Source organism: Paenibacillus taichungensis, assembly GCF_050994985.1.
Taxonomy (GTDB): domain Bacteria; phylum Bacillota; class Bacilli; order Paenibacillales; family Paenibacillaceae; genus Paenibacillus; species Paenibacillus taichungensis.
The window spans coordinates 2481886-2504659 of the sequence record NZ_CP194720.1; the positions used below are offsets into that span (position 1 = coordinate 2481886).

The following is a 22774-nucleotide window of genomic DNA, read 5'->3' on the forward strand; positions in this document are numbered from 1 at the left end:
TCTGATCCCACACGTCCTTGTTCACTTCATTTAATACGCTCATGTAACCTCATACCTCCTTACCGTTCTTCAATACTCTGATTTAACCTTTCAATGAACCAACCATGACACCTTTCACGAAAAAGCGCTGCAAAAACGGATAGATGCACAGGATGGGTATCGTCGCTACCATAATCGTCGCATACTTGATGGTTTCCCCGATCTGGAAGCGATCCCCAGCCGATGCACCGGCCGACATGCTCTCTGTAGAATTGGCGATCAGAATCTCACGCAGCACCAATTGCAATGGGAACAGTTCTCGGCTTTTGATAAATACTGATGCATAGAACCACCCGTTCCACTTATCGACCGCGTAATACAGAATCATCACGGCAATGACTGGCATGGACAACGGAATAATGATACGGAACAAAATGGTGAAGTGATTCGCTCCATCAATCTTGGCCGACTCTTCCAGGCTGTCCGGAATGCCCATAAATGACGTTCGCATGATGATCAGGTTAAACGTGCTGATGGCAAAAGGCAGAATGGTCGACCACAATGTATCTAACAGGCCAACACCTTTTACGACCAGGTACAGTGGAATCAACCCGCCGCCAAAGAACATCGTGAACACGATAAAGAACATGAACACCTTGTTCCACATCACGTTTTTACGGGATAGCACATATGCACCAAGCGCAGTCATGAACAGGTTGACGATAACACCGAACACAAGAATAAACAATGTATTGCGGAAACCTGTGGCTATACCTGGATTGGCAAGTACACTCTTGTAAGCTTCCAGACTGAACCCGACCGGCTTCCACAAGAGGCCTTTGTTCGCTAACAGCTGCGCCGAATCACTTAAGGACGCGAATAACACGTAGAGCAGCGGATACAATGTGACGATGACGAGCAGGATTAGAAACGTATAATTGAAGATCGTAAAGATTCGGTCAAACCAACCGCTTTCCTTAATCAAAGTTATCACCTCACCATAAGCTGTTTTGACTCACTCTGCGGCTGATATAGTTCGCCGAAATCAGAAGAACGAGATTGATCACCGAGTTAAATAGACCGACTGCCGAGCTGTAACTCCATCCGAACTCCAACAATCCCTTTCGATATACGAAGGAGGAGATTACGTCAGCTGTTTCATAGGTCACCGGATTATAAAGGAGAATGATTTTCTCGAACCCGACATTCAGCATATTACCCATCCGGAGAATGAACATGATCGTAATAATAGGCAGCAATCCGGGTAGCGTAATGTGAAACATTTGCTTGAGACGGCTCGCTCCGTCTATCTTAGCCGCTTCATACTGCTCCAGGTCGATGCTCATTAACGCAGCAATATAGATAATGGATTCCCAACCGATCCGCTGCCATATTTCAGACAGAACATAGATCGGACGGAACAGCTCCGGCTTTTGCAGCATCGCCTGACCGTCATATCCAAGCATCATGATCAGACGGTTGATTAAACCATCCGCGTTCGTGAAGTCTGTAATAATACCGCATATGACGACGAGAGAGATGAAATAAGGCATATACGTTATCGTCTGAACGACCCGCTTGAACGTGCGCTTGCGTACTTCGTTAATTAGCAGCGCCAGAATAATCGGTGCGGGGAATTCAAAGACCAGTGTGTACAAACTGATAAGAAGGGTGTTCTTCAGAACACGCAAGAAATAATAACTGTTGAAAAACTCTTCAAAGTGCTTCAGCCCAACCCAATCACTCCCCAAAATGCCCTTCATCGGAGAATAATCTTTAAAGGCAATAATTGCGCCGTACATCGGACCGTAATGAAATATTAAATAATATCCAATAACTGGAATCATCATGATGTACAAATACTTGTTCATCATGAAGTCCCGCACGAACCGGCTTCTAAAGGATTGACGATTGCTCATGATGTACCTTTTCACCTCTTTTCAATCGGGAGGGCTAGAGCCCTCCCCTTTTACAATTACCGGTTGTTGTAGCGTTCGAGTGCTGCTGTTTGGATTTCAATCGCTCGATCCAGATGTAACGATTTCATTTTCGCGACATAGCTCTCAAATTGATCCACTGGTTCGTTACCTAGAATGATCTTGATGGTCATCTCGTCGACGAGTGTGTTGATATCATTCATGATGGTCGCGTATTCGGAGCTCTCTTCAGGTGTAGGTGTGATTGAAGGCAGATTATATTTGGCGGCCTGTGTATTCTTCCATACATCAATGGCATCACGCTGAGTCTGTAATGCAAAGAACTGCTCGGCATAACGTTTGTCTTGAACGAATGGACCGTTATAGCTACTGCGGGCATATAGTGAAATCGCTTGTGCAGGAGCGAGTTTATCCGGATTCTTTAGCAGCAAGTCCGTGAATTTCGGATAATCTCCTTCCAAGTTATAGCTGACACCCTCTTCACCGAAGTTGAAGAACATGTGCCCTTCCTCACTATAGCCGTAATCCAGCATGCGAACGGCAAGTTCCGGGTCCTTGGCTGCTGTTGTGATGGCAACCGTACCTTCCGAGGCATAACCCTGGTTAAGCTGGCCGAATTTAGGAATATCCCCTTTGTTAAGCACCGGATATGGTGCGGCGACCAGAACGGCATCCGGATCATTTGCTTCTACGAGCGGCTGCCATTTGCCGATACCTCCGCCTGCGTTACCGACACTAGCGCCAGTAGCACCCGAAGCGAGGTTACCGTCAACGGATTTGGTATCCGCTGTCGAGATGTTTTTATCAATCAGACCTTCTTTGTACCATTCCTGGAATAACGTCAAGTATTCTTTGAAACCTTCTTCCGCAGGACCAAATTTGACCTGTCCGTCTTCCTGATAGAATCCGCGATTTACACCGAAGGCGCCAAGGAAAGCACCATTACCGGAATCGTTAAAGAATCGTGGCTTACTTACAACAGAGAACGGGGCGGATGCGCCTTTTTTCTCTTTAAAAGCTCTCAGGGTTGTTGTCCACTCATCAATCGTTTCCGGAACTGGTAGTCCCAGCTCATCCAGCCAATCCTTACGAATGATTGGTCCCTGGAAGACACGAAGATACTCATCTCCCCGAATGAACGGGAATACATAGTAGCTACCACTGTCCGTTTTGACCATCTTGTCGATGTCCGGATTGTCCTGCAGGTATTTCTTCAGATTCGGAGCATACTGGTCAATCAGATCGTTCAGCTTGAGGATATAACCATCATTGATGGCTTTCTCCGGTCCACCAGGGAAATCACCGATAAAATTGTACTCCAGCATGTCAGGCAAATCCCCGGAAGCCAGCATCACGTTAAAGGATTCTCTGACCTGACCGGTCGGTGGTGCCGTGAATTTGAGTGGCACGCCGGTTTTTTCCTGCCATTTTTGAAAGAATGGAATTTCGCTGTGCGAATTTTTGACCCCGATCAAGTTTCCGTTAATTTCACCCCAGTACGTAAGCGTCTTATCCGTTTGAATTGGATAGGTTGTTGCTTCCGTTGATCCGCTTGGTGTGCCTTTTTCAGCATCGCCCGTTTTACTGTCTCCGGACGAACACCCCAGGATCGTTGTACCTAATAACAGGATCATCAAACTCGTAGATAACACTTTTCTTCTCATGGACCTTATCCTCCACCTTTTGGGAATGTCTGTGCTCTACCTCAGAGTAAGGGAGCGCGCATTGTAGCGATATTCGCAAAAGATGAAATGACATGTTGATTTCGTCAGAACCAAATGATCATTTAGCCAAAACGATAGACGAATTCTCTATATAATTATCTGCAATGCCTTGATTTAGCAGTGTTGGCGCGGGTTTTTGAGTGTACTTCTGACATCACAAAAAAACAGACCATGAACAAGGTTCATCGTCTGTAACGTGGGTAAATTTGAGTGGATTGTATATAACGAATAAATTACTCCAGGGATCGATTTCTCATTTTTAGTCCCAGACGACTTCGGTACCTGCGATAAAATCATGTATTGCACGTTTGTCTTCTCGTACAGCAACCATGATGACACTCGCAATGAAACCAATGCCAAATGTGATTCCATATATCAGTCCTGCAACAACAACTCGCATGAGCATGGTTCCAATTCCAGGGGGCTCATGTGTATCGTATTTTCGAATTCGAATTCCGCAAATACGTTTTCCTATCGTTCGGCCACTCCATAATACAGGTAATAAAATGGAATATAATCCACTCAGTAGTTTAGCTAAAGGCTCGTCATTATCAAAATTTCCAGTCAGTACACCTACAATAATGGCTAAAGGGATTGAAACGATAATTCCATCTAACAAGTTTGCTCCTAATCTAACCCAAAAACCTGCTTCTCTCAAATGAATGCCTCCTTTCATATGGATTTAGTTGAATGTATGTAGACACATATCCATGTAGTATAACAGAAAAATATTCCATTAAGTTCTTAATCATCCTATTCAAGGAATCGAGAAAGGCTCCTCAACTTTTGTTGAGAAGCCTTTTCATGGCGAACCTTTTAGCTTTTAAATCTTTTGTTATATTTCTATTCAGCGTTACTTCTGTCCTTCCAAAATCAGGTTACCTAAACGATCCATGAGTTCCATCCGTCCCAAAGCCGTATAAGAATAATTGTAGTTATCTACGCTGGAGATTTTATAAATCTTCCCATCCTTGACGGCATTCATGTTATTCCACACCTTGCTGTCTTCCATCTTGTTCTCGCTATTCTCCATCAGCACCAGCTGGTCCGGATTGACGGAGATCAACGCCTCTATACTGATCTGTTTGCCTCCCCAGCCTTCGGGCTCAGGAATACCTTCTGTGCGTTTTAGTCCCCACTCGCCGTACAACATCTCTGCCGCACCTTTATTCGAATAGATCACCAGATTGTTAGGATAGGTTTCGATGACCGCAAAAGATTCACCGTTCACAGTCGATTCAAGTTTTTGCTTCCACTCAGCCGACTTTGCATCATATTTAGCCAGGAACTCATCCTTTTTGGTTTCTTCTCCGAACGTATCTGCCAGGAACGTCAGACGTTCTCTCCAATCATAATACGAGTATGGCAAAACAATCGTCGGTGCAATCAAGGACAAGGTTTCATACTGATCTGTATTAAAATCCTTTCCCAGAATGATCAGATCCGGGTTCGACGCAGTCACCGCTTCTATACTGAATTTGCTGCCGAGCCACCCCAGAACCACGGTATTTGCATCCAACTTGTCTTTAAGGGGTGGAGTGATCTGATCCTGCTGCCCATAATCGGCGCTGGTCGTCGCGACAGGCGTTTTGCCAACGATCAATAATTCCTCTGTTGAGCCGGACAGATCCACAATCCGCTGCGGATTAAGGGGGATTGTAACTTCCTCTCCATTTGGATTGGTGATGACTTTCGTTGTCGCTTGCGTCGTTCCCTCTGACGAACTAACCTCCTGACTGCTTGTCTGTTCAGTTCCGCAAGCCGCAAGCATCAGCATGGAGCATAGTGCAATCCATATATAAATTCGTTTTAACATTTAAATTATTCTCCTTTTGAGTCAATTCATCTATCTGGTTTGGACGACTGCGTTCATCGCTATACCTTTACCTGCCATCCCTCGGCATCATGCTGTAATTGCCACAGACGCGAATAGATACCTGATGTTAGCAATAATTGCTCATGCGTTCCTTGTTCGACAAGCTGGCCCTGATCCAGAACAAGGATCTGATCCGCATTTTGGATCGTTTTCAGACGATGGGCAATTAGAATTACCGTTTTGTTCGCGACCAGCTCATTAATCGCTTGCTGAACTGCGGCTTCATTTTCTGGATCAAGTGATGCCGTAGCTTCGTCCAGCAATACGATGGATGCATTTTTCAACAACGCACGTGCAATCGATATACGCTGTTTTTCCCCACCAGATAACGTCGAGCCTCCTTCTCCCACTATCGTGTCATATCCTTGAGGCAGACTTGCGATAAACTCATGACAGCAAGCCCGACGTGCTGCTTCTTCAATTTCTGCCTGGGTAGCCTCTTTCTTCCCTACACGTATGTTGTTACCGATTGTATCCTGAAACAGATACACGTCCTGGAAGACAACAGAGATATCCTCCAACAGTTTCTCCGGGTCCATACGGTTAATTGGCTGCCCGCCAATGGTAATGGAACCTGACTGCACATCCCAGAAACGCGCTATGAGACGGGTAACCGTACTTTTTCCACTACCGGATGGCCCTACAAGTGCAGTAATGGTGTGCGGAGGAATGGTAAACGACAAATTCTTCAGCACAGGCAGCTCATCATCATAACCAAAGGTTACGCGGTCAAACGAAATCGCCTGATTAGGTTGTACGCCTCCTGTTCCTGTCATTGGCGCCTCCTGCTGCACTTCCATAATGCGCCGTGCACTATATGCGGAGTATCGCATTTCACCATAACTCATCAGCGCAACGGTCAGAGGTTCAAACACTTTCGTACCGACTAGCAAAAACAGCAAAAATATCGGCAATGTCAATTCCCCGCCAGCAAGCAAATAACTCCCTGCCAAAATCATCCACGTCATGCCGGAACGCGCAAGAAGCATCGCCCCCATAATCATCGGACCCATAATGCCTTCCAACCGAATGGATGCCGACTTCAACTCGTCAAAAGAACGACGCAGTCGTTCAAATCGTTCTCCGCCCATATTGTGGGCTTTGATCTCACGAATACCGGTCAAATACTCTTGCAGCCGACTGGCCGCTTCGTTCTTGGCTCTCACATGATTCTCGCTTAAGCGAGCCTGAATGGAGTCTGTCACCCATAACAAGGCCACCCCCAGTGGAACAGCGACGAACATCGCAACTGCCATTCGCCAATCTACAAACAGCAGTCCAACAAAAGCCAGCACCGGCAGCACAATTGCGCTGATGAGCTGTGACAGATTGTGAGAGATCGTATGCTCTACCTGTCCGTAATCACTCAGAATCAGATTGGTCAGATCTCCCGGGTCCCTTTTACCGAAGAAACCCAATGATAGATGACGAATATGTTCAGCCAGCTTCAAGCGTCCCGTTGCGGCGAGGCTGTATGCTGCCCGATAGGTTTTATCATAGAGAGAAGAGTAAGCCGCATACTCCACCAACAGCCATGCAAACAGAATGCAGCACACCATCCACATTCGCTGGATGTCCAGTCCCTTATCCGGTTCAGCGAAGGATTTGTATATCGTATTGAAAATATCAACGAGCAGCGCAGCCGGAATGATCTTCGCAATCCCGTCCAGAATGGCGGCTATGATGGATGGAAGCAGACTGCGGGGGTTACCACCCGATATGTTGTATAAATAGTTCCTCATTGCTTCGCACCTCCAAGCTTCCAGGAAGCAGCATGAATATGGGCCTGCCACATCTTCTCATACAAACCGTCTGCCTCACGTAATTGATCATGTGTACCTCGCTCAACAATGGTACCCTGACGAATGACCAGGATCTGTTCAGCTGCCCGAATCGTTGTTAGACGATGAGCAATAATCAGTACCGTTTTACCTTGAACCAGTTGGGCCAGTCCTTGCTGGATCTTATGTTCATTCTCTGCATCCGCATATGCTGTCGCTTCATCCAAAACGAGAATGGGAGCATCCTTGAGTAAAGCTCTCGCAATGGCAATCCGTTGAGCTTCACCACCGGACAGGTACGTACCACCTTCTCCAATTTTGGTGTCATATCCCTCATCCAGCTTCTCAATAAACTCATGACAACAAGCTGTTCGAGCCGCAGCAATGACATCATCCCGCGATGCAGCTGTATTGCCCATGAGGATATTTTCCTCAATCGTATCGTAGAACAGATGTACGTCCTGGAATACAAACGAAACCGTCTCCATCAGCTTCTCTGTCCCCATTTCCTGAATGGGAACCCCACCAATCGTAATTTCGCCTTGCTGCACGTCCCAGAAACGCAGAAGCAGATTGGCAATGGTAGATTTTCCGCCACCCGAAGGTCCAACCAATGCCGTCATTTCTCCTGCTTTAGCTACAAAATCAACTTCTTGAAGCACAGGTTTGAACGCTTTGCTATCCTTTTGTTCATACGCAAAGGATACCTGCCGAAAAGCCACATCATATGTATCGGGCACTAGCGGAGTGAGAGGTTCCTGTACAACCGACTCAGCAAATACAGCCTTGATCCGATTCTGACCTTCTACGATCTCACGCATGCCACTACCCAGATACATCAGTTTCAAGAGTGGTGCGGACAAACTTGGTGTAATGATTAGAAATAGAATAAAGGTGATCGCGAAAGACTGATTGCCTGCGTTTTCGCTTGAAAGTAAAATGCCGATCGGAACAATAAAGGTCACCAGCGAAATAATGATGATGAAAAACATGCCATACGACGTCTTGCATAAATCGGTTATTCTCAACGAGATATCCCGATATCTCGTTACTGCCTGTTTAAAGGTGAGAAACGAGTCCGCTGTAATACCGAATACTTTTACCGCCGGCATTCCTCTTACGTATTCAACCCCTGTTGAGTTCATTTCTTCAATCGCATACTGAAAATCACGATATGCCTGACGTCCCCGTTCACTTCGGAAGATGCTGCTTTGCAGCCAGAACCCGATAATCATGGGAACTAGCAAGACCAGTGCCATACGGTAATCTAGCCAGAACAAATAGCATAGTAGCACTAGTGGAATGACGATCGCACTCACCAGATCGGGAAGCTGATGCGCGATGAACTTCTCTATTTTCTCAACGCTAACTTCAATGATTTTTTTCAGCTCACCTGTCGCAGTTCGAGTGTGATACCCCATCGGCACTTTTGCCACATGATCGGCAAGCTTTACTCTGAGCTGGTACAGGATGTTGAATGCAGCGATATGCGAGCACATTCCTCCAATATAGAGCGCGATAAGACCCGCGATTAGCGCTCCAAAAGAGACGAATCCCCAATACATCAGCAAATCCCTGTCCAGGCCAGATGGCTCCCGAGCATGGATTAACAGTTCTTCGACGATTTTATACACTCCGATAAATGGAACCATTTGCAGCAGACTCGATAAAATCGAGAAGATACTTGCTGTAATCAGCAAACCTTTCCGCTCCTTGGTTACTTCCATTAAACCGGATACTTCAGATGTGGTGTTCATCCCGCTCCTCCTGACATTAATAATCATTCTCAATATCGCGCAGTGTTATATACGCCCAATTAATATCTCACAGCACAGTGATCGGCTACTACCTCAAAACGGAGCAAAAATACCTCTATACGGATAATAAATGGCATCATTCTGTTTTATTTCATCTGATAATTCATGAGAACAAAAGAAAAGAGACCATATATTGCACATATGGCCTCTCTGCACTGGGGTGAAATGGATTGGTTACGGCTGCTCGTGAAAAGCTTTCCAGAATGAACCCTCTGTATTAATGATATCCTTGATCTGGGCAAAAGGAATTGTAAATGTCGGAAATCCCGCGACATAAGGAGCGATTTCATAAGGGCTGAAATATAGATGCAGTGCATCCGCTGTGACAAAAAAAGGCTGATCCGGGCTGATTCCCTCATACGTGTCCGGAAAAACATAAGAGTATTGTGGATCATTCTTGATCTGATCACCTACAATTTTGCTGAGCACCTTTACATAATCACTGTTCGGTTTAAACAAATCCTTGAGTTCATACATCTGGCCGCTGCTCAGATTAATAATCGCATAGATCATCGTCGGCATGCCATGTGCTGCACCCGCCGGGTAGTTATAACCCGTAAGTTTGAGTTGAAGCAATTGCTGCTGATAGAACGTAATATCAAAATCCCCTGTATATGTGTAACCCAGCTTCTGATCCGCAGGGATTGGCTTCACTTGGGAAAGTGCCTTTAACTTGGCGTTTACTGCAAGCTGAACGGCTTGATCGGTTAACCCTTCCACCTGCGGATAATACACGAGATAATCGGGGTTTGGCTTATATTTCTCTTCCCGTACACGATATGGCGGGTGAAGTGGAACAATTGTATTTTGTCGCCAAATGACCTGCCCGGCCCGGTTTACATAGGATACGCGCTGGTCCACATACGCCTTGATTAGATCGGGAGCTACCCATTCGAGTGTGCCCGAGCCTTCAACACGGGGGTATCCCGATGCAGGTCGCCCATTTAGATCCAGAAAGAACGTTTGTGTTCCATTCGTGACTGAAACCAGCCCTCCCTTGTAATTCGATACATCCGTATATACAAAATCGGAAAGTTTTCTACCAGTGACATCTGCAATTGCATAGACCGAACCTAAGAAAGACTGTTTGGGGTCAATCGCTTGCCCCAGGGCTAGCCGATGTTCTCCCAGATCTCGAATGTCATTATAGGCGGGTTGGATGGTAAATGTGCCCTGTGTGTTAATAACGCCATAGATGTAGTTGTAATCCTCCGCTGTATTCACAATAGCGTATCCACCACTGAACGGAAATGCCGAAGTGAAGCTCGGCTGAATTCGGATATGACCACTTTCGTCGATATAACCGTATTTACCCGATGTCTCTTTCTGAAAAGGAAGTAATCCGTTACCCAGAGGTCCTACGTAGGCATACGGATACGTCGCCAGCCGCTGACCATTTCGGTTAATTAACGCATATTCATTTTCTTTGATCTGCACAACGGCCTTGCCATCCTGAAAATCGTTCGCTGAAGTGAACTGAGCCCGAATGACCTCATTTCCAGAGGTGTCCAAATAACCGTAACGACTGACTTCCCCGCCTGCCTGACTGCTGTCTGAAAGGTAAAATAGCGCTCGACCGTCCTTCACATCGGCAATAAACGGATATGCCCGTTTGGTCAATACGGCGCCTTGTTCATCAATCATCTTGAACCCTTGGGAATCAATGACAATGGCCCGACCTTCTGAAAAAGGATTAATGGAATCGTATACAGGTCGAACGACAAATTGCCCGTTAAGATTAATGATACCAGTCTTCCTGTCTTTCACCACGACAGCCAGGCCATTTCGTTGAAAGTCTTGGGCATCGTCAAGTATCGGTTCAAGACGAATACGACCTTGGGCGTCCATATAGCCCCACCGGGTTCCAGTTGTTGTTCTGACTGATATCGGAAATAACCACGTCGTTTCACGCGGCCCCTCTGTGCCCATGGCTTGCCTAATCTTCTTTTCCAGCTCAAGCAAAACTTCCCGTGAAGGGTATGGGTCACTAAAACTTAGCGCTTTTTGGACCGAGGCGAGCGCGGCAGGAAATAATCCGGCCTTGTACTGGGCATCTGCGAGATAGTACCAATAGAAAGTGTAGTCTGGATAGTGTTTAGTCAATTGTTCGTAATACTGCACAACTTTAGGAAAGTAATACGGATATACATCCGTTGCGGGAACCCATTTCCCATTCTGCCAGCGGATGATCTCGACCCGATAAGCTTCACCTGTATCATGAATCCAGAGTGCAATCTCTACTTTGCCATCTCTGCCGTGGTGACCCGGCATATCGATGATTTCCGCATGGCTGTAATACAAATCTTCCGGCGCCTGATCTGTCAGTCCTGATTCCGTCCATTCGTATACAGCAAGCTTCGACCAGATCGCACCGATCTGCCAGCCTACAATGAGATTGTTCCGCGCCGTGGATGTCACCGATGCCGCTGTCAGCAAGGTAACACCATAACCCAGGCCTTTCGTCAAAGACATCTTGATCCAGTGACCCTGGTAAAATTTCAGGACAAGCAGCATTAATTCTCCGCCCTGCTCATATACAGCAGCAATCTCCGGCATTCCGTCTCCAGTTAAATCTGAAGCGTAAATGGCCGGATGTTTGACCGGTTTATCAATGGTGACGACAGTAGCGTCAGCCGGGATATGTTGATTGACAATTTGCGTTAACAGAGGTTCGCTCATGGACATGCCTGTTTCCTCCTTAAGACAGCATTCGCCTAATGGTATGGGTATGCATCATAAGCGGGGATATGACATCTGAGCGAATATAACCGTTAACTTTGGAGATTCAAAAACCTAATTTACTCAAATAAAATAAAAAGAATTGCAGAGGCTCATGCTTCTGCAATTCTTTATGTGCCAATCGGTTCAGGATGATTCTTGAGTGCTGAGCTGTACATACTGTGTGAGGCGGCAATAATGAAGCAACATAAGCTCCTCATCACCGCTCCCTAGAGCAGTTTTTCGGCCCTCTTCGATCATGAGCTCCAGTATTTCACGAAGGAAAGTCATTTGAAACCTCGAGGTCTCCACAATTAGCTGTTCCAATACATCAATATCTTTCAATGTGAATTGGGATAATCCGCGAAGAAACAGCTCTTCTGACCAGCTGTTGATCTTCTGCATCAACTGACTATAGTCTTCCAATTCTACCCGTCCTTCCATAACCCGTATCCAGTTTCAGACTGATCACTGTTGGACCCTTCAGGAAGCTGATCGGGTATATCCGTTGCTGTTCTATACGCACAAAAGCATAAAAGTGTTCGAGTGTTCCTGTCCCATAACCTGACTCCAACCTTTTGATCATGGTCTCCCATTCCGTTGAATAAGGAAGAGTCAGATCCAACGTCTCCCCATGGTCACTCTCCATCGTTAGAATAAGGTCCTGTGATTGCTTCTCGAAGCGATGCTCTACAACCCGGGCAACCTTGATCATCGCCAGTCGTTCTTTCGGAACGGAAAACAACCCAAATGAGCGTGCATCTTCAGCGAGTACGGAGGGTATATCTTGCATGTACTTGCCCAGATTCACCTCTTCCACTGATGTTCGTGGCAACAGTGTAAGCTTTGCGCCTTCCCCGGAGGAGAGTCTATGCTCTTCATTTACTTTCACCGAGCGAAACTGAATCTCTTCCCCGGCAAATTGACGAAAAGTCAGATTGGGCAGCCATGGAGTGAAGGAACCATAATGCTCTGTATATGAGAATTGATTATCTTCATAGTATACAGCCCGGACATCGCTGTACGTATAGATTTCCGCATCATCAGAGCAATAGAAATAATAAGTGATTCCACGGTAACCGGAGCGTGTCTCCCATGCATCAGCACCCAGTCCATACAGATGCAGCTCTGGAACCGTATAGTATTTACTTCGGAAACTGCCAATGAGCTGACTCTGTTTGAATGCAGATACCTTCTCTTGTTCAAGCACCTGTAATGCAAGATACAACTTGCTTACCCGATCAAGCATCGATTGCATGGAGAACCGTACGTGTCGGTTAAAAAACAATTGCAGTTCCCCCTGAATCCCGCGTAAACTCCGCTCAACGTCAGGAAGATGACCACTATGGGCCGCAATCGCCAGTGTCTCCAATTGAGCCATATACGATTGCGGTAGACGAGCAAGTCCCGTCTTTAGCAGACCTGCAAGCATGGAGCGGCATTCCCGCACTGTTTGAAGTGAAAACTTGGTATCATGGACTCTTCCACTTATGGCTTCAATATCATCCAAACCTTGTTGCATCCGATACCGCAATAATGCTTCAAGTTTGGACATATTACCGGCAGTTTGTTTTACTTTGCACAGGGCCTTAGCCAGACTAGCTTCTTCTGTAAACGAAACCTCAATTTCTTGTTTCACCAGACGCACGGTTAGAAGAGAATCTTCCAATACTTCAATCTGCTCGGGATATCTTAATCGGAACAGAACCTCCTCAACCAATGAAGAACTATATGATTTAATCAAAGGAGCAAGATCCGATTCAACCATCCAGCGGAAGCGTGACTCCGTTACCAGACCAGACTCAGGTTCCAACTGTGCTGATGACGCTGCTTCACCCTGATTTAATGTATCCTCTGTCTGATGTTCCCGCTGATAATACAAAATCGAAATCAGTATATGTTTGCAAATGTTGTCTGCCGGACAGGAGCACTCCCAATGATCCAGCGTATTTTCAAGCGAACAATGTGTACCATCACTCAACTGACAACTCACAGAGGCTTCATTCCAAGTGTATTGCACAGTCAAGCCATTATCCAACTCTTTCAGAGACCGTTTGTACAACCCTTTGTTGGCATTTCGAATCAAATAATCCTCCGTACACAGCTTCGAAAACATCCGAAATTTCAGTTCAAATTCACTCACGTGATCAACGACCTGACGCTCTTAAAATATCATAGATCGTCTCACTGAACACACGACCTGCAATTTCACCCAAAGCAATGGACTTGTGATCGCTATAATAGTAGTGTTTCTGACTGCCAGGTTTAAAGAAGTGCAGAGATTCCAGCGTGATATCTTCCAATCCTTCATAATATGAAATGCTGGTACCACTGAAGCGCAGTTCTGCGACAAGATTTCCATACTCTTTGTAAAATTCATGATACCAGCCGCCATCCTGTGCTGGACCTTTGATCCATCCATATTTCTCCAGTGCTTTGGGGAATGCGGTGGGAGAGAAATCAGACTCGGGCAAGCGGTCATATTCAACCTTGTTTTTGTCTTCATCCTCAGGCACATGAATTTGACGATTCAGCTGCTCAAACGGCTGTTTTATCTCATAATCTTCCAGCTGCGTTTTCCATCCTTCGAGCGTAGATTGGTCAAGTTCGAGTGGATGAATCAATCCCACTAGAGATCCCGAAGGCAGCTCGTATTCATCCTCATCGACGGTATTAAACGTTCCATCCTCCATATAACGGAACGTGGTGACCAACTGACCATCTTCATATGTGCCCCATATCAGACCTACAGCAAATTTCTGCATGATTACATTCTGTACAAACAATGCTGTCCACTCATCAGCAGACCACAGCCGTTGTTTTGACAAAGATTCTTCCAGACGTTGCGCCTGGATGTTAACCATTGTTTTGAGATCCTTCTTCAATTGTGTGAAACGCGCCTTAGATTGTGCTGCAAGTTCAGCATCATCTTTCTGTGCAGGAGAAGGTAGACTCTTCACAGATTTACCCGTTTCTTCATTTACAACAACGACCTGCAGATCTCCATTCACTTTAATCAGGAATGAACGCTCCCCGTAGCTCAGCTGCATCGTTCCATTCTTATCAAAACCAAGTGTGGTGACGAGTCGATCTTCCAGTTGTTCAGAGGTGAGTCCCAAATTTTCCGCTGCCAGCTGCAACGCTTCTTCAGCCGCACCCTTAACCTGGCGGTTCTTCACAGTGCGTTTAATCTTGTCAATCGCCATAAGAGCAGAAGGTTCCTTAAGATAGGCCAGTACTTTTACAGCATCAGCCGCAATGGCCCCTCGGCTGTTTTCTGTCCATTCCTTAATTTGGGGAGCCAATATATTCACAATTTGAGTATCGCCAAAGAGTGCCGAGAGGTACATTACCCACTTCTCCTTCGCAGAAGCACTCTCCTGAATCCACAACTGCAGCAGCTCGCTAGCAAAACGTGCGAGCGATTCCTCGCTTACATACTCACGGAGTTCATTCAGTCTTTCGTTCGGCGCAGATGTATGATCTATTGATTGGACCAAGATATATTGCTTGATTCGATCATCTAATGGTTGATTGTCCTCTGAACGTATCAGAGAAGGAAGATCGTTCAAAGAAAACCAACTTAGTCTGGTCAGCTTTTTGGCATCTGCCTGATCTGCAAGTGCCGCATGAGCATACTCTGGACTTTGATCCGCGGTATCCAGCAGAATTTGAATCAGGTTCTTCCATTCGGCAGACTTCTCACCCTTCAGAAGCTCAAGGTATATCTCCTTGCTATTATCCAAACTGCGGATGGCGCTCAGAGCCATTTCTTTCACACCCGTTTTTTTCTCCGAACGATATATTGTCGTGTATAAGTCCTGGTCAGGAATCCGATTGAATTCAGATAATGCCACGCCATTTGCCTTTTTGGATGAATCCTGCAATCCGGCACGAATTGCTTCAGCTACCTGTTTAGTCGACAGCTCTTGACGTTGTTCAAAGGTGATTTCCAAAATTAAGATGCGCGTGTCCGTGGGTAGTTTCTTGTACTGTCCCAGAGCAAAGTCCAGATTTTGCTGAATGATCCGTCGATATTCATCCTGAGGCATCGATTTGTACTTATAATCGGTCATACCGTTGAGAGAAATCAGACTGGACAGCAATTTCTCTTGTTTTACCTCTGGATCTTGGCCGTAAAGTTCCAACAGCTTCTCACCGCTAAACGCGTAAGATTGATACATATCAGAAACGATATCCAGTGTCCACTCGGGATACGTGGTTAGAATCACGAACCGACGCATCGCCTCCGAATTCAAAGGCAGGAAACTAATGCTGATCAAGTTATGAACACGCCTTTTGTCACGATTCAGGTTATTAAACAGTCCTCGACTATTCGGATCTTCCCAGTATTCTTCAAAGGAGCTTTCACCGTTCAAATATCGTGCAATCGCAAGTCCCTGTCTGCCTCCATCTAATGGATGTCGAAGAGCGCTGAATACGGCTTGTTCAACCGTTTCATCCACATCTGGCACTGCGATTCCATGATCCTCCAGCACTTTTTGAATACACAATTTGAGGAATGGGGGTTTTAATATGTGGTATGCACGAATTGCTTGTTGCGGATCATTCACAATCGTTGATTGCAGAAATTGCCATGGTATGGTGTACGATTCGAGTTCATTACGCAACATTTCGATGAGCTGATATGGCTCGTCCAGGGGCACCAGCCCTGACAGCAATTCGTTGGCATTTTTCGTTCTTGTATCCATACTTAACAAATAGCGCCGAACTTCAAGTGGATAGATCTCATGTAATTGGTTTATGGCTTCGAGCAAAATAAGACCGGTCTCACTTTTGTCTTCAAGGAAACGTTGTTTGCCGCCACTGATGTTAACCAAATACAACAAAGCATTGCTCAAGAGGATCATCGTCTTGTCGAACTCACTGTAAGACAGTTGCTCCTTTTTGGAAAGAGGAGTGTTCGAATAGTTCTCAGCTATAACCTGATTATGCTTCTCCCGGAGGAATTCATCATTTAATTCATATGCAGATTTGTTATGCTTCGTTTGAAAATTGCAAACCACCAATGGCTCAATCAATGCATGCAATTCTTTCCGCAGCTTACTTGTATCATGGGTCATCACATGTTGAAACAATGCTGGCAGAGATTGAGTGAACTGTTGCACCTGGGCAAGATGGGAAGGGCTATTATTGAGATCTGAATAGAGTCGGAGGAGTATCATTCCATTGATTACATCATGGGAATTCCCCTTCAGTCTGCTCTTTAATTCATCCAGAATTTCCTTCTCTCCAGCATAGCGATTGATTTTCTCCAAACGGGACAGCAATTCGCCCATCCGATCATTGGTTTTGCTCTTTCCACTCAGTCCATAAGCTTCCGAGTCGTTTCCAAGGCAGAGCGTAAAACCATCGGTTCTCCACGAATTTCTTCTGGAATAATTGGATTCCATATGAATTACAATGGCTCCCGCTCGAAAAAAGATGTCTCCGTCATCTTTTTTGGCAATTTTCATGAGTACTTCTATCGTCTGGTACGCATAATGGCTGGAACCTCCCATCATATCAGGAAACTTATCCGTCGTTCCCATCACATAATCTATGATTTCCGGACTCCGATCCGTTTTCAACGAATATTCATTGGAACACACCTCTGCAAACTTCTCCACCAGAGCTTCTACTGCGCGATCTGCAGTTAACATGACACATTCCTCCTCGAATATGAGTTTATAAATGATCTTATATATAACCAATTAAGTAATAATTTCGCCAATCCAATCTGCCAACTCATTGGGTGTAATCGCAGCAACATGTGCACCCATATTGGATAACGTTTGCGCAGCATGTTTGTTGTACACGGTATCTCCGTTAAAATCGAGTGCGGTCAGCACAAGCAATTTGCAGCCCGTATCCAGAATATCCTTGCATGCCTTATACATGTGCTGGATCGGGTAACCCTCCTCCAAATCGCTAACGAGAATGTATATTGTTTTCCCAGGATTTTCGATTAACGTCTCACCATAACGGAGTGCCTTGGTAATATGCGTTCCCCCGCCAAGCTGCACATTCATAAGCACATCTACCGGATCTTCCAGCCTGTCACTCAAATCGACAACCTGTGTGTCAAAAATGAACAATTTTGTTCGCAGTGCATTCAGGCGATAGAAAATGCTTGCCATCACCGAACTGTATATCACTGAATCCAACATGCTTCCGCTCTCATCCACACCAATGATGATGTCCCACTTGTTGTGAGACTGGATATTCCCATCAAAATATAGACGATCAATTACAAATCTTCGATTGTCTTTGTCATAGTTCTTCAAGTTCTTGGTAATCGTCTGCTTGAAATTCAAATTGCGCAAGGAACGTACTGAACTGGATGCATAACGGCTGCGTTTCCCCATAATGCTCGCTTTGGTCTGAGATTCGAGTTTGCGTCGCAGCTCTTCAACCACGACTCGTACGATTTCCTTGGCGCTCTTTAATTCGTCGCCTTTCATTCGTCCTTTAAATTGCATAATGTTCTTGAGTAGGTTCATATTGGGTTCGAGGGATTCCAGCAGCTTTTTGTCCGTTAACAATTCCGTTAGGCCATAACGGTCAAGCGCCTGTTTCTCCAAAATTTCTACCGTTGATTTCGGGAACAGTTCCCTGACCTTATGCAACCATTTGGGGACGGTAAGGTCCGAGGGGCCTCTTCCTCCCCCTTTTCTGTAACCCTGCTCTTCACCATATTCGCGATTATACAGATATCCGAGAATCTCATCGACTTCGGTATATTTAAAATCATCAGGGGAGTAGTCATCTGCATTGGACAGTCCTTCTTCGGAGGATTCACCCAGGATAAGGCGCCAACGGTTTAAGGTCTCAGCCCGGTTCAGATCTGCATTGTCTTTCACCATTTCCTTGGTAGTATTGAGCTCATTCAGATCAGCTTCCATGCGTCAAACTCCTTCCGAAGGGCTTCATCCCATGTTTTCGTCTGGATCAGCAATCGCTCGTCAACGGAAGGCCATGACATCTCTTCGTTCTCTACCTGATGCAAGTTCGCAACCCGATCCGCAATTAGGCCTGTCTCCATTGGTGTGAAGTAAGTAAACGCCAAACGAAGTTCAGGGATCATGCGAATAAACTCTTCATAATCAAGCTTCTCGATCATATAGTTCAATTCTGATAAAAGCTGATCTTCATACAGAAAAGCGTCCCGTGCTACAGAGAACACACCCTGTAGATAAAGTGCAGTCTGGCGAGTCTGTTCCTGCGATCCCCGGATATATGCACGTGCTCGATCCACGATCTCTTCTCTATGCCTATCGCCAAGTCCTGAAGATATGGCAATACACACCCCCTCCAGCTGTGCCGGAAGCTGGCTGTCTGACAGAAGTTCATCCAGATGTGCCCTGAATGGTTCATCCCGGAAATGCTCTTCGGACGATTCTGCCAGCATGGCAAGCAGCTTCAGTCCCTGGACAATCGCTTCATGTTCATCCGGATTCGTTCTTGAGAGCTGCATCAGTTTGTCCACGGCATTGTTATAGGCTTCGGACACGAGGTTGAGAAGCTGCTGTTCCTCAGACAACCCAAGAAGTCTGCGATGCTGCTGAATTCGATTCAAAATATGCAGACTTCCGCACAGTGACAAGAAATTCCCATCCTTCCGGAGCGCTGACTTTACTTGTTCATACAGCTTCATTGCGCTATCCTGCAGGCCCATGAGCAGAGCCTGCAGCATGGATTTGGCGAGGTCACCGCTGTGATGATCCGGTATTCCCTGCATTTCCTCTTCCATCTTGCGCGTAGCGGCTTCCTGAATTGTGCCTCCATAGAGCGAGTTCTCGATTAATCGAGCCTCAATTCTGGAGGAATAGGAATATACCCATGTCTCCCGAACAAGGTTCATGTCACGCTGTGCAATCCAATCCGGGCCTGATTGTCGCTTCGCGAAATCCGGAACGAGATAGACCATACATTGAAACAATTGACTTTGCCGACGATGATCTGGTTTGGCATATAAATCAAGTATCTTCTTATGTTGGCCTGTAGTACGAATTTGAAGTTTTGATTCTGTACAACGTTCTTTGAAATCCTCAACGATCGGAATACTGAATGGGTTGGGAGCCACTTTTCCGATGACATCCCCGGTTAGCAATCTGTGCAGTTCTTGTATTGGTTTGTCTGAAGCTAACGTAAGTTCACCCTTAACAAAGGAAGAAAGTGTTGCATCCATCAGCTCATAGACTCCACCTTCCCTTTTTCCTCTCAGTCCTGCGAGTCCTTGAACCATGCTGTATGCCTCAATAGCGTCGCTGGTTGATACATGTTCATGCCCTTCCCTCAGCTTGCGGGTTAGTCGTGATAACAAATCCAAAGCGGTCAAATTGTACACGGAGTTCTTTTGCTGAAGCAGCTGAGTCCATATCTGTTCGTAATAATTCACGTAAGGCATGCCGCTTGCATACCCATTCAGCCGATCCGCTTCGGCAAACGTGTAGACCATGGGATACATCTGCTGATGCACCGAATTCTGAGCCTTCACAAGCTCTTGCATCGTCATCTCTTCTGAGTCCGTCTCATGATTCTCGGGCATCAGCAGTCCATACGTATGAAATCCGCCAGTAATGACAAGCACACGTTCATGCTCCTGCCCAGCCTGCTTAATACGACTTCTCATATGAGCTTCTCTTGCCAAATCACCTGTACTGTGCAAGCGCTCTGCTGAATAACACATCCGGGATAAGGTGCAGTACGTGAATACATCCTGTACAAATGCCTGTGTTGACTTCTCCAGACCACCAATTTCAAATACGTTCTCCCACAACTCATCGAAACTTCGACAGTTTGTTTTCTGACATAAACGGTGGATAAACTCAGACCCTGCAAGCAATGTCTCGTCTTGAATGGATATCTCCCGCTGTTCTGCCTTGTTGGGATTGGAGAAATGATGATAATCCAGGTCGATAAAAGTTGCAGGGATGCTCAGCCGAGCTGCTTCTTTCAGCGCTACATATTCAGGAGAATAACGAAGCAACGGATAATAACAGGCCGCTCTCTCCTCTTCACTCTCATAGGTGTAGTAAAGACTGACAGGAGGTACGGTCGCCTCATCAGACAGAACTTGAAGTAATGGATTGCCGCTCTCAGGTCCTTCGATTAGAATGATATCCGGCTTGTATTCTTCAATTAATCGCAACAAATGATAGGAACAGGCTGGACTATGATGGCGTATGGGGAAATAAACCGTTCCGTTGTTCAGGTTATACACTTGCAACTCAAATAGCGTCTGTAACTGTGCAACATCCAAATCCGCATTTCCTGTTAATCGATCCATTTCTTTTCCTCGTAGTAATCCTTCCAAATCCCTTCTTCTCTCGAACGCTCCTTCACGACCTTGGAGAAGTAAGTTTTGAGAATGGACAGATCCTTGTCGCTTTCTTTCGCTATCGTCCCTAGCATGTTTTGCACCAGCCGATCCAATGCGATTCCCTTGTCTTCGTAATAATAGGAAGTCATTGCACTCTGTACATATACAGATACGGCTTCAGCCGTACTCATGGACGCTTGGGGCGTATCCAACTTGTAACCTTCCCGCGTCATACCTGTGCGAAGCTCCATAAATGTCGTGGCCAGCAATTCAACCACATCCGAATTAATCTCGATGTCTATTCCGCTATGTAATAATAGGCTTCGCGCCTGGGATTCAATAATTTTGGCTTCCATTTTCACACTGCTAATCGGTTTGATCGTCTCAAAATTGAAACGGCGCTTCAGCGCACCACTCATTTCATTGACGCCCTTATCACGAATGTTCGCCGTAGCGATCACGTTAAACCCCGGTTTGGCAAACAGCACACCACCATCCAGCTCAGGTATACTCATCACCTTGTCACTAAGAATACTGATCAGGCTATCCTGTGCTTCAGCGGGGCAACGTGTAATCTCCTCAAAACGGGTAAGAATTCCTTTCTTCATTCCGTTATACAAAGGCGAGGGTACAAGTGCAGCTTCGGACGGGCCTTTATCCAGCAGCATGGCATAATTCCAGGAATATTTGATCATGTCTTCGGTTGTACCTGCCGTACCCTGAATTGTGTTGAGACTGGTACCAGAAATGGCGGCGGTCAGCAGTTCACTGAGCATGGTCTTGGCTGTTCCGGGTTCTCCAACAAGCATCAAGCCCCGATTGCCTGCCAGTGTCACTACAGCACGTTCAATGAGAACATCGTTGCCATAAAATTTCCGTGTAATGGAAACCTCCTCTCCATTCAACATTGCAGGTTTATTCCTACCAATAATAAAATCTCTGACATAGGCCGGGGACAGCAGCCAGTTTGGAGGACGTTTTCCCGTATCTTCTTCTCGTAACGCCCTTAATTCTGTCTCATATAGTGTCTCTGCGGGTGGCTTAAGCATCTCCATCGTCAAGGTTTCTCCTCTCGCATAAACAGATCGTATGTTCTTATTAAGTTTTATCTTATCACAGCAGCCTTTGAACGGACTTAGAAAACGCCAAAAATGGTTGAAACGTCCTTCTTATCGGCATTCTTCCTGAGCCAATGGACATAGTTCGTAGCATAATTGTGAATTACTTATATCGTTGCATCATGGAGGTTGGATTCAAAACTAATTTGAATCCTCGTTGTTGTTGTAGATAACTTCAATTTATAGGCCATACGTCCCTATAGTTCATTAAACACCACGTAATATGGTTCAAGCAGCTCAAGTCCAATCTCACAAAAAAACACAGCCCAGTAGTCTGTGTCTTTACTTCATTTCTATTGATTTTATTCCTTATTCCATGTGCTATTCTATCTAAAATTAAATAGGCTTTCCATACCATATTTGTCAGTCAAAAACAAGGTTTCAATCCATCCAATATTGAATATATAGATGGTGCAGGCTTTTCGTATGAAGCCACCGAAATTAACATATGATCCCTTAGATAAGATGCGTAACAATACGAGCTTTTGATGAGAGGAGA

14 protein-coding genes are annotated in these 22774 nt (G+C 45.7%); all 14 read right to left on the reverse strand.

Annotated elements, in window-relative coordinates; translation table 11 throughout:
* Positions 1–82: 82 nt before the first annotated feature.
* Positions 83–964, reverse strand: a complete 882-nt coding sequence (locus tag ACR1R9_RS11225; RefSeq protein WP_063563855.1) for a carbohydrate ABC transporter permease — start codon at positions 962–964, stop codon at positions 83–85.
* A gap of 10 nt (positions 965–974) precedes the next feature.
* Positions 975–1898 carry an ABC transporter permease gene (locus ACR1R9_RS11230; protein ID WP_072732961.1) on the reverse strand — a complete coding sequence of 308 codons (924 nt, stop codon included), beginning with the start codon at positions 1896–1898 and terminating at the stop codon, positions 975–977.
* Positions 1899–1954: 56 nt separating this feature from the next.
* Positions 1955–3580, reverse strand: a complete 1626-nt coding sequence (locus ACR1R9_RS11235; RefSeq protein ID WP_433921022.1) for an extracellular solute-binding protein — start codon at positions 3578–3580, stop codon at positions 1955–1957.
* Between the two features lie 319 nt (positions 3581–3899).
* Entirely contained in the window at positions 3900–4298 is a 399-nt protein-coding gene (locus ACR1R9_RS11240) for an RDD family protein (RefSeq protein ID WP_433956443.1), read from the reverse strand.
* A 195-nt stretch (positions 4299–4493) separates the two neighbouring features.
* Positions 4494–5456: an ABC transporter substrate-binding protein gene (locus tag ACR1R9_RS11245; protein ID WP_433921021.1), complete on the reverse strand. Its 963-nt coding sequence runs from the start codon at positions 5454–5456 to the stop codon at positions 4494–4496.
* Positions 5457–5515: 59 nt separating this feature from the next.
* Complete coding sequence (locus ACR1R9_RS11250) at positions 5516–7258, reverse strand: ABC transporter ATP-binding protein (protein ID WP_433948779.1); 1743 nt, start codon at positions 7256–7258, stop codon at positions 5516–5518.
* The gene (locus ACR1R9_RS11255; protein ID WP_433921020.1) at positions 7255–9054 is read right to left on the reverse strand and encodes an ABC transporter ATP-binding protein; all 1800 of its coding nucleotides are present in this window, start codon (positions 9052–9054) and stop codon (positions 7255–7257) included. Before ACR1R9_RS11255 ends, ACR1R9_RS11250 begins: the two co-directional genes overlap by 4 nt.
* Positions 9055–9288: 234 nt before the next feature.
* Positions 9289–11799, reverse strand: coding sequence for a WG repeat-containing protein (locus ACR1R9_RS11260; RefSeq protein ID WP_433921019.1), 2511 nt, complete (start codon positions 11797–11799; stop codon positions 9289–9291).
* Positions 11800–11979: 180 nt separating this feature from the next.
* Positions 11980–12258 carry a hypothetical protein gene (locus ACR1R9_RS11265; protein WP_326065475.1) on the reverse strand — a complete coding sequence of 93 codons (279 nt, stop codon included), beginning with the start codon at positions 12256–12258 and terminating at the stop codon, positions 11980–11982.
* On the reverse strand, positions 12245–13975 hold the full coding sequence (locus tag ACR1R9_RS11270; protein ID WP_433921018.1) for a hypothetical protein: 1731 nt from the start codon (positions 13973–13975) through the stop codon (positions 12245–12247). The genes ACR1R9_RS11265 and ACR1R9_RS11270 overlap by 14 nt, the downstream gene beginning before the upstream one ends.
* A 4-nt stretch (positions 13976–13979) precedes the next feature.
* Positions 13980–17495, reverse strand: coding sequence for a DUF4132 domain-containing protein (locus tag ACR1R9_RS11275; RefSeq protein WP_433948958.1), 3516 nt, complete (start codon positions 17493–17495; stop codon positions 13980–13982).
* 51 nt (positions 17496–17546) lie between these two features.
* Positions 17547–18737, reverse strand: coding sequence for a VWA domain-containing protein (locus ACR1R9_RS11280; protein WP_433921015.1), 1191 nt, complete (start codon positions 18735–18737; stop codon positions 17547–17549).
* A complete protein-coding gene (locus ACR1R9_RS11285) occupies positions 18722–21124 on the reverse strand; it encodes a DUF5682 family protein (RefSeq protein WP_433921014.1) in 2403 nt (800 codons plus the stop codon). Before ACR1R9_RS11285 ends, ACR1R9_RS11280 begins: the two co-directional genes overlap by 16 nt.
* A complete protein-coding gene (locus ACR1R9_RS11290; protein WP_433921013.1) occupies positions 21112–22212 on the reverse strand; it encodes an ATP-binding protein in 1101 nt (366 codons plus the stop codon). The genes ACR1R9_RS11285 and ACR1R9_RS11290 overlap by 13 nt, the downstream gene beginning before the upstream one ends.
* Positions 22213–22774 lie beyond the last annotated feature (562 nt).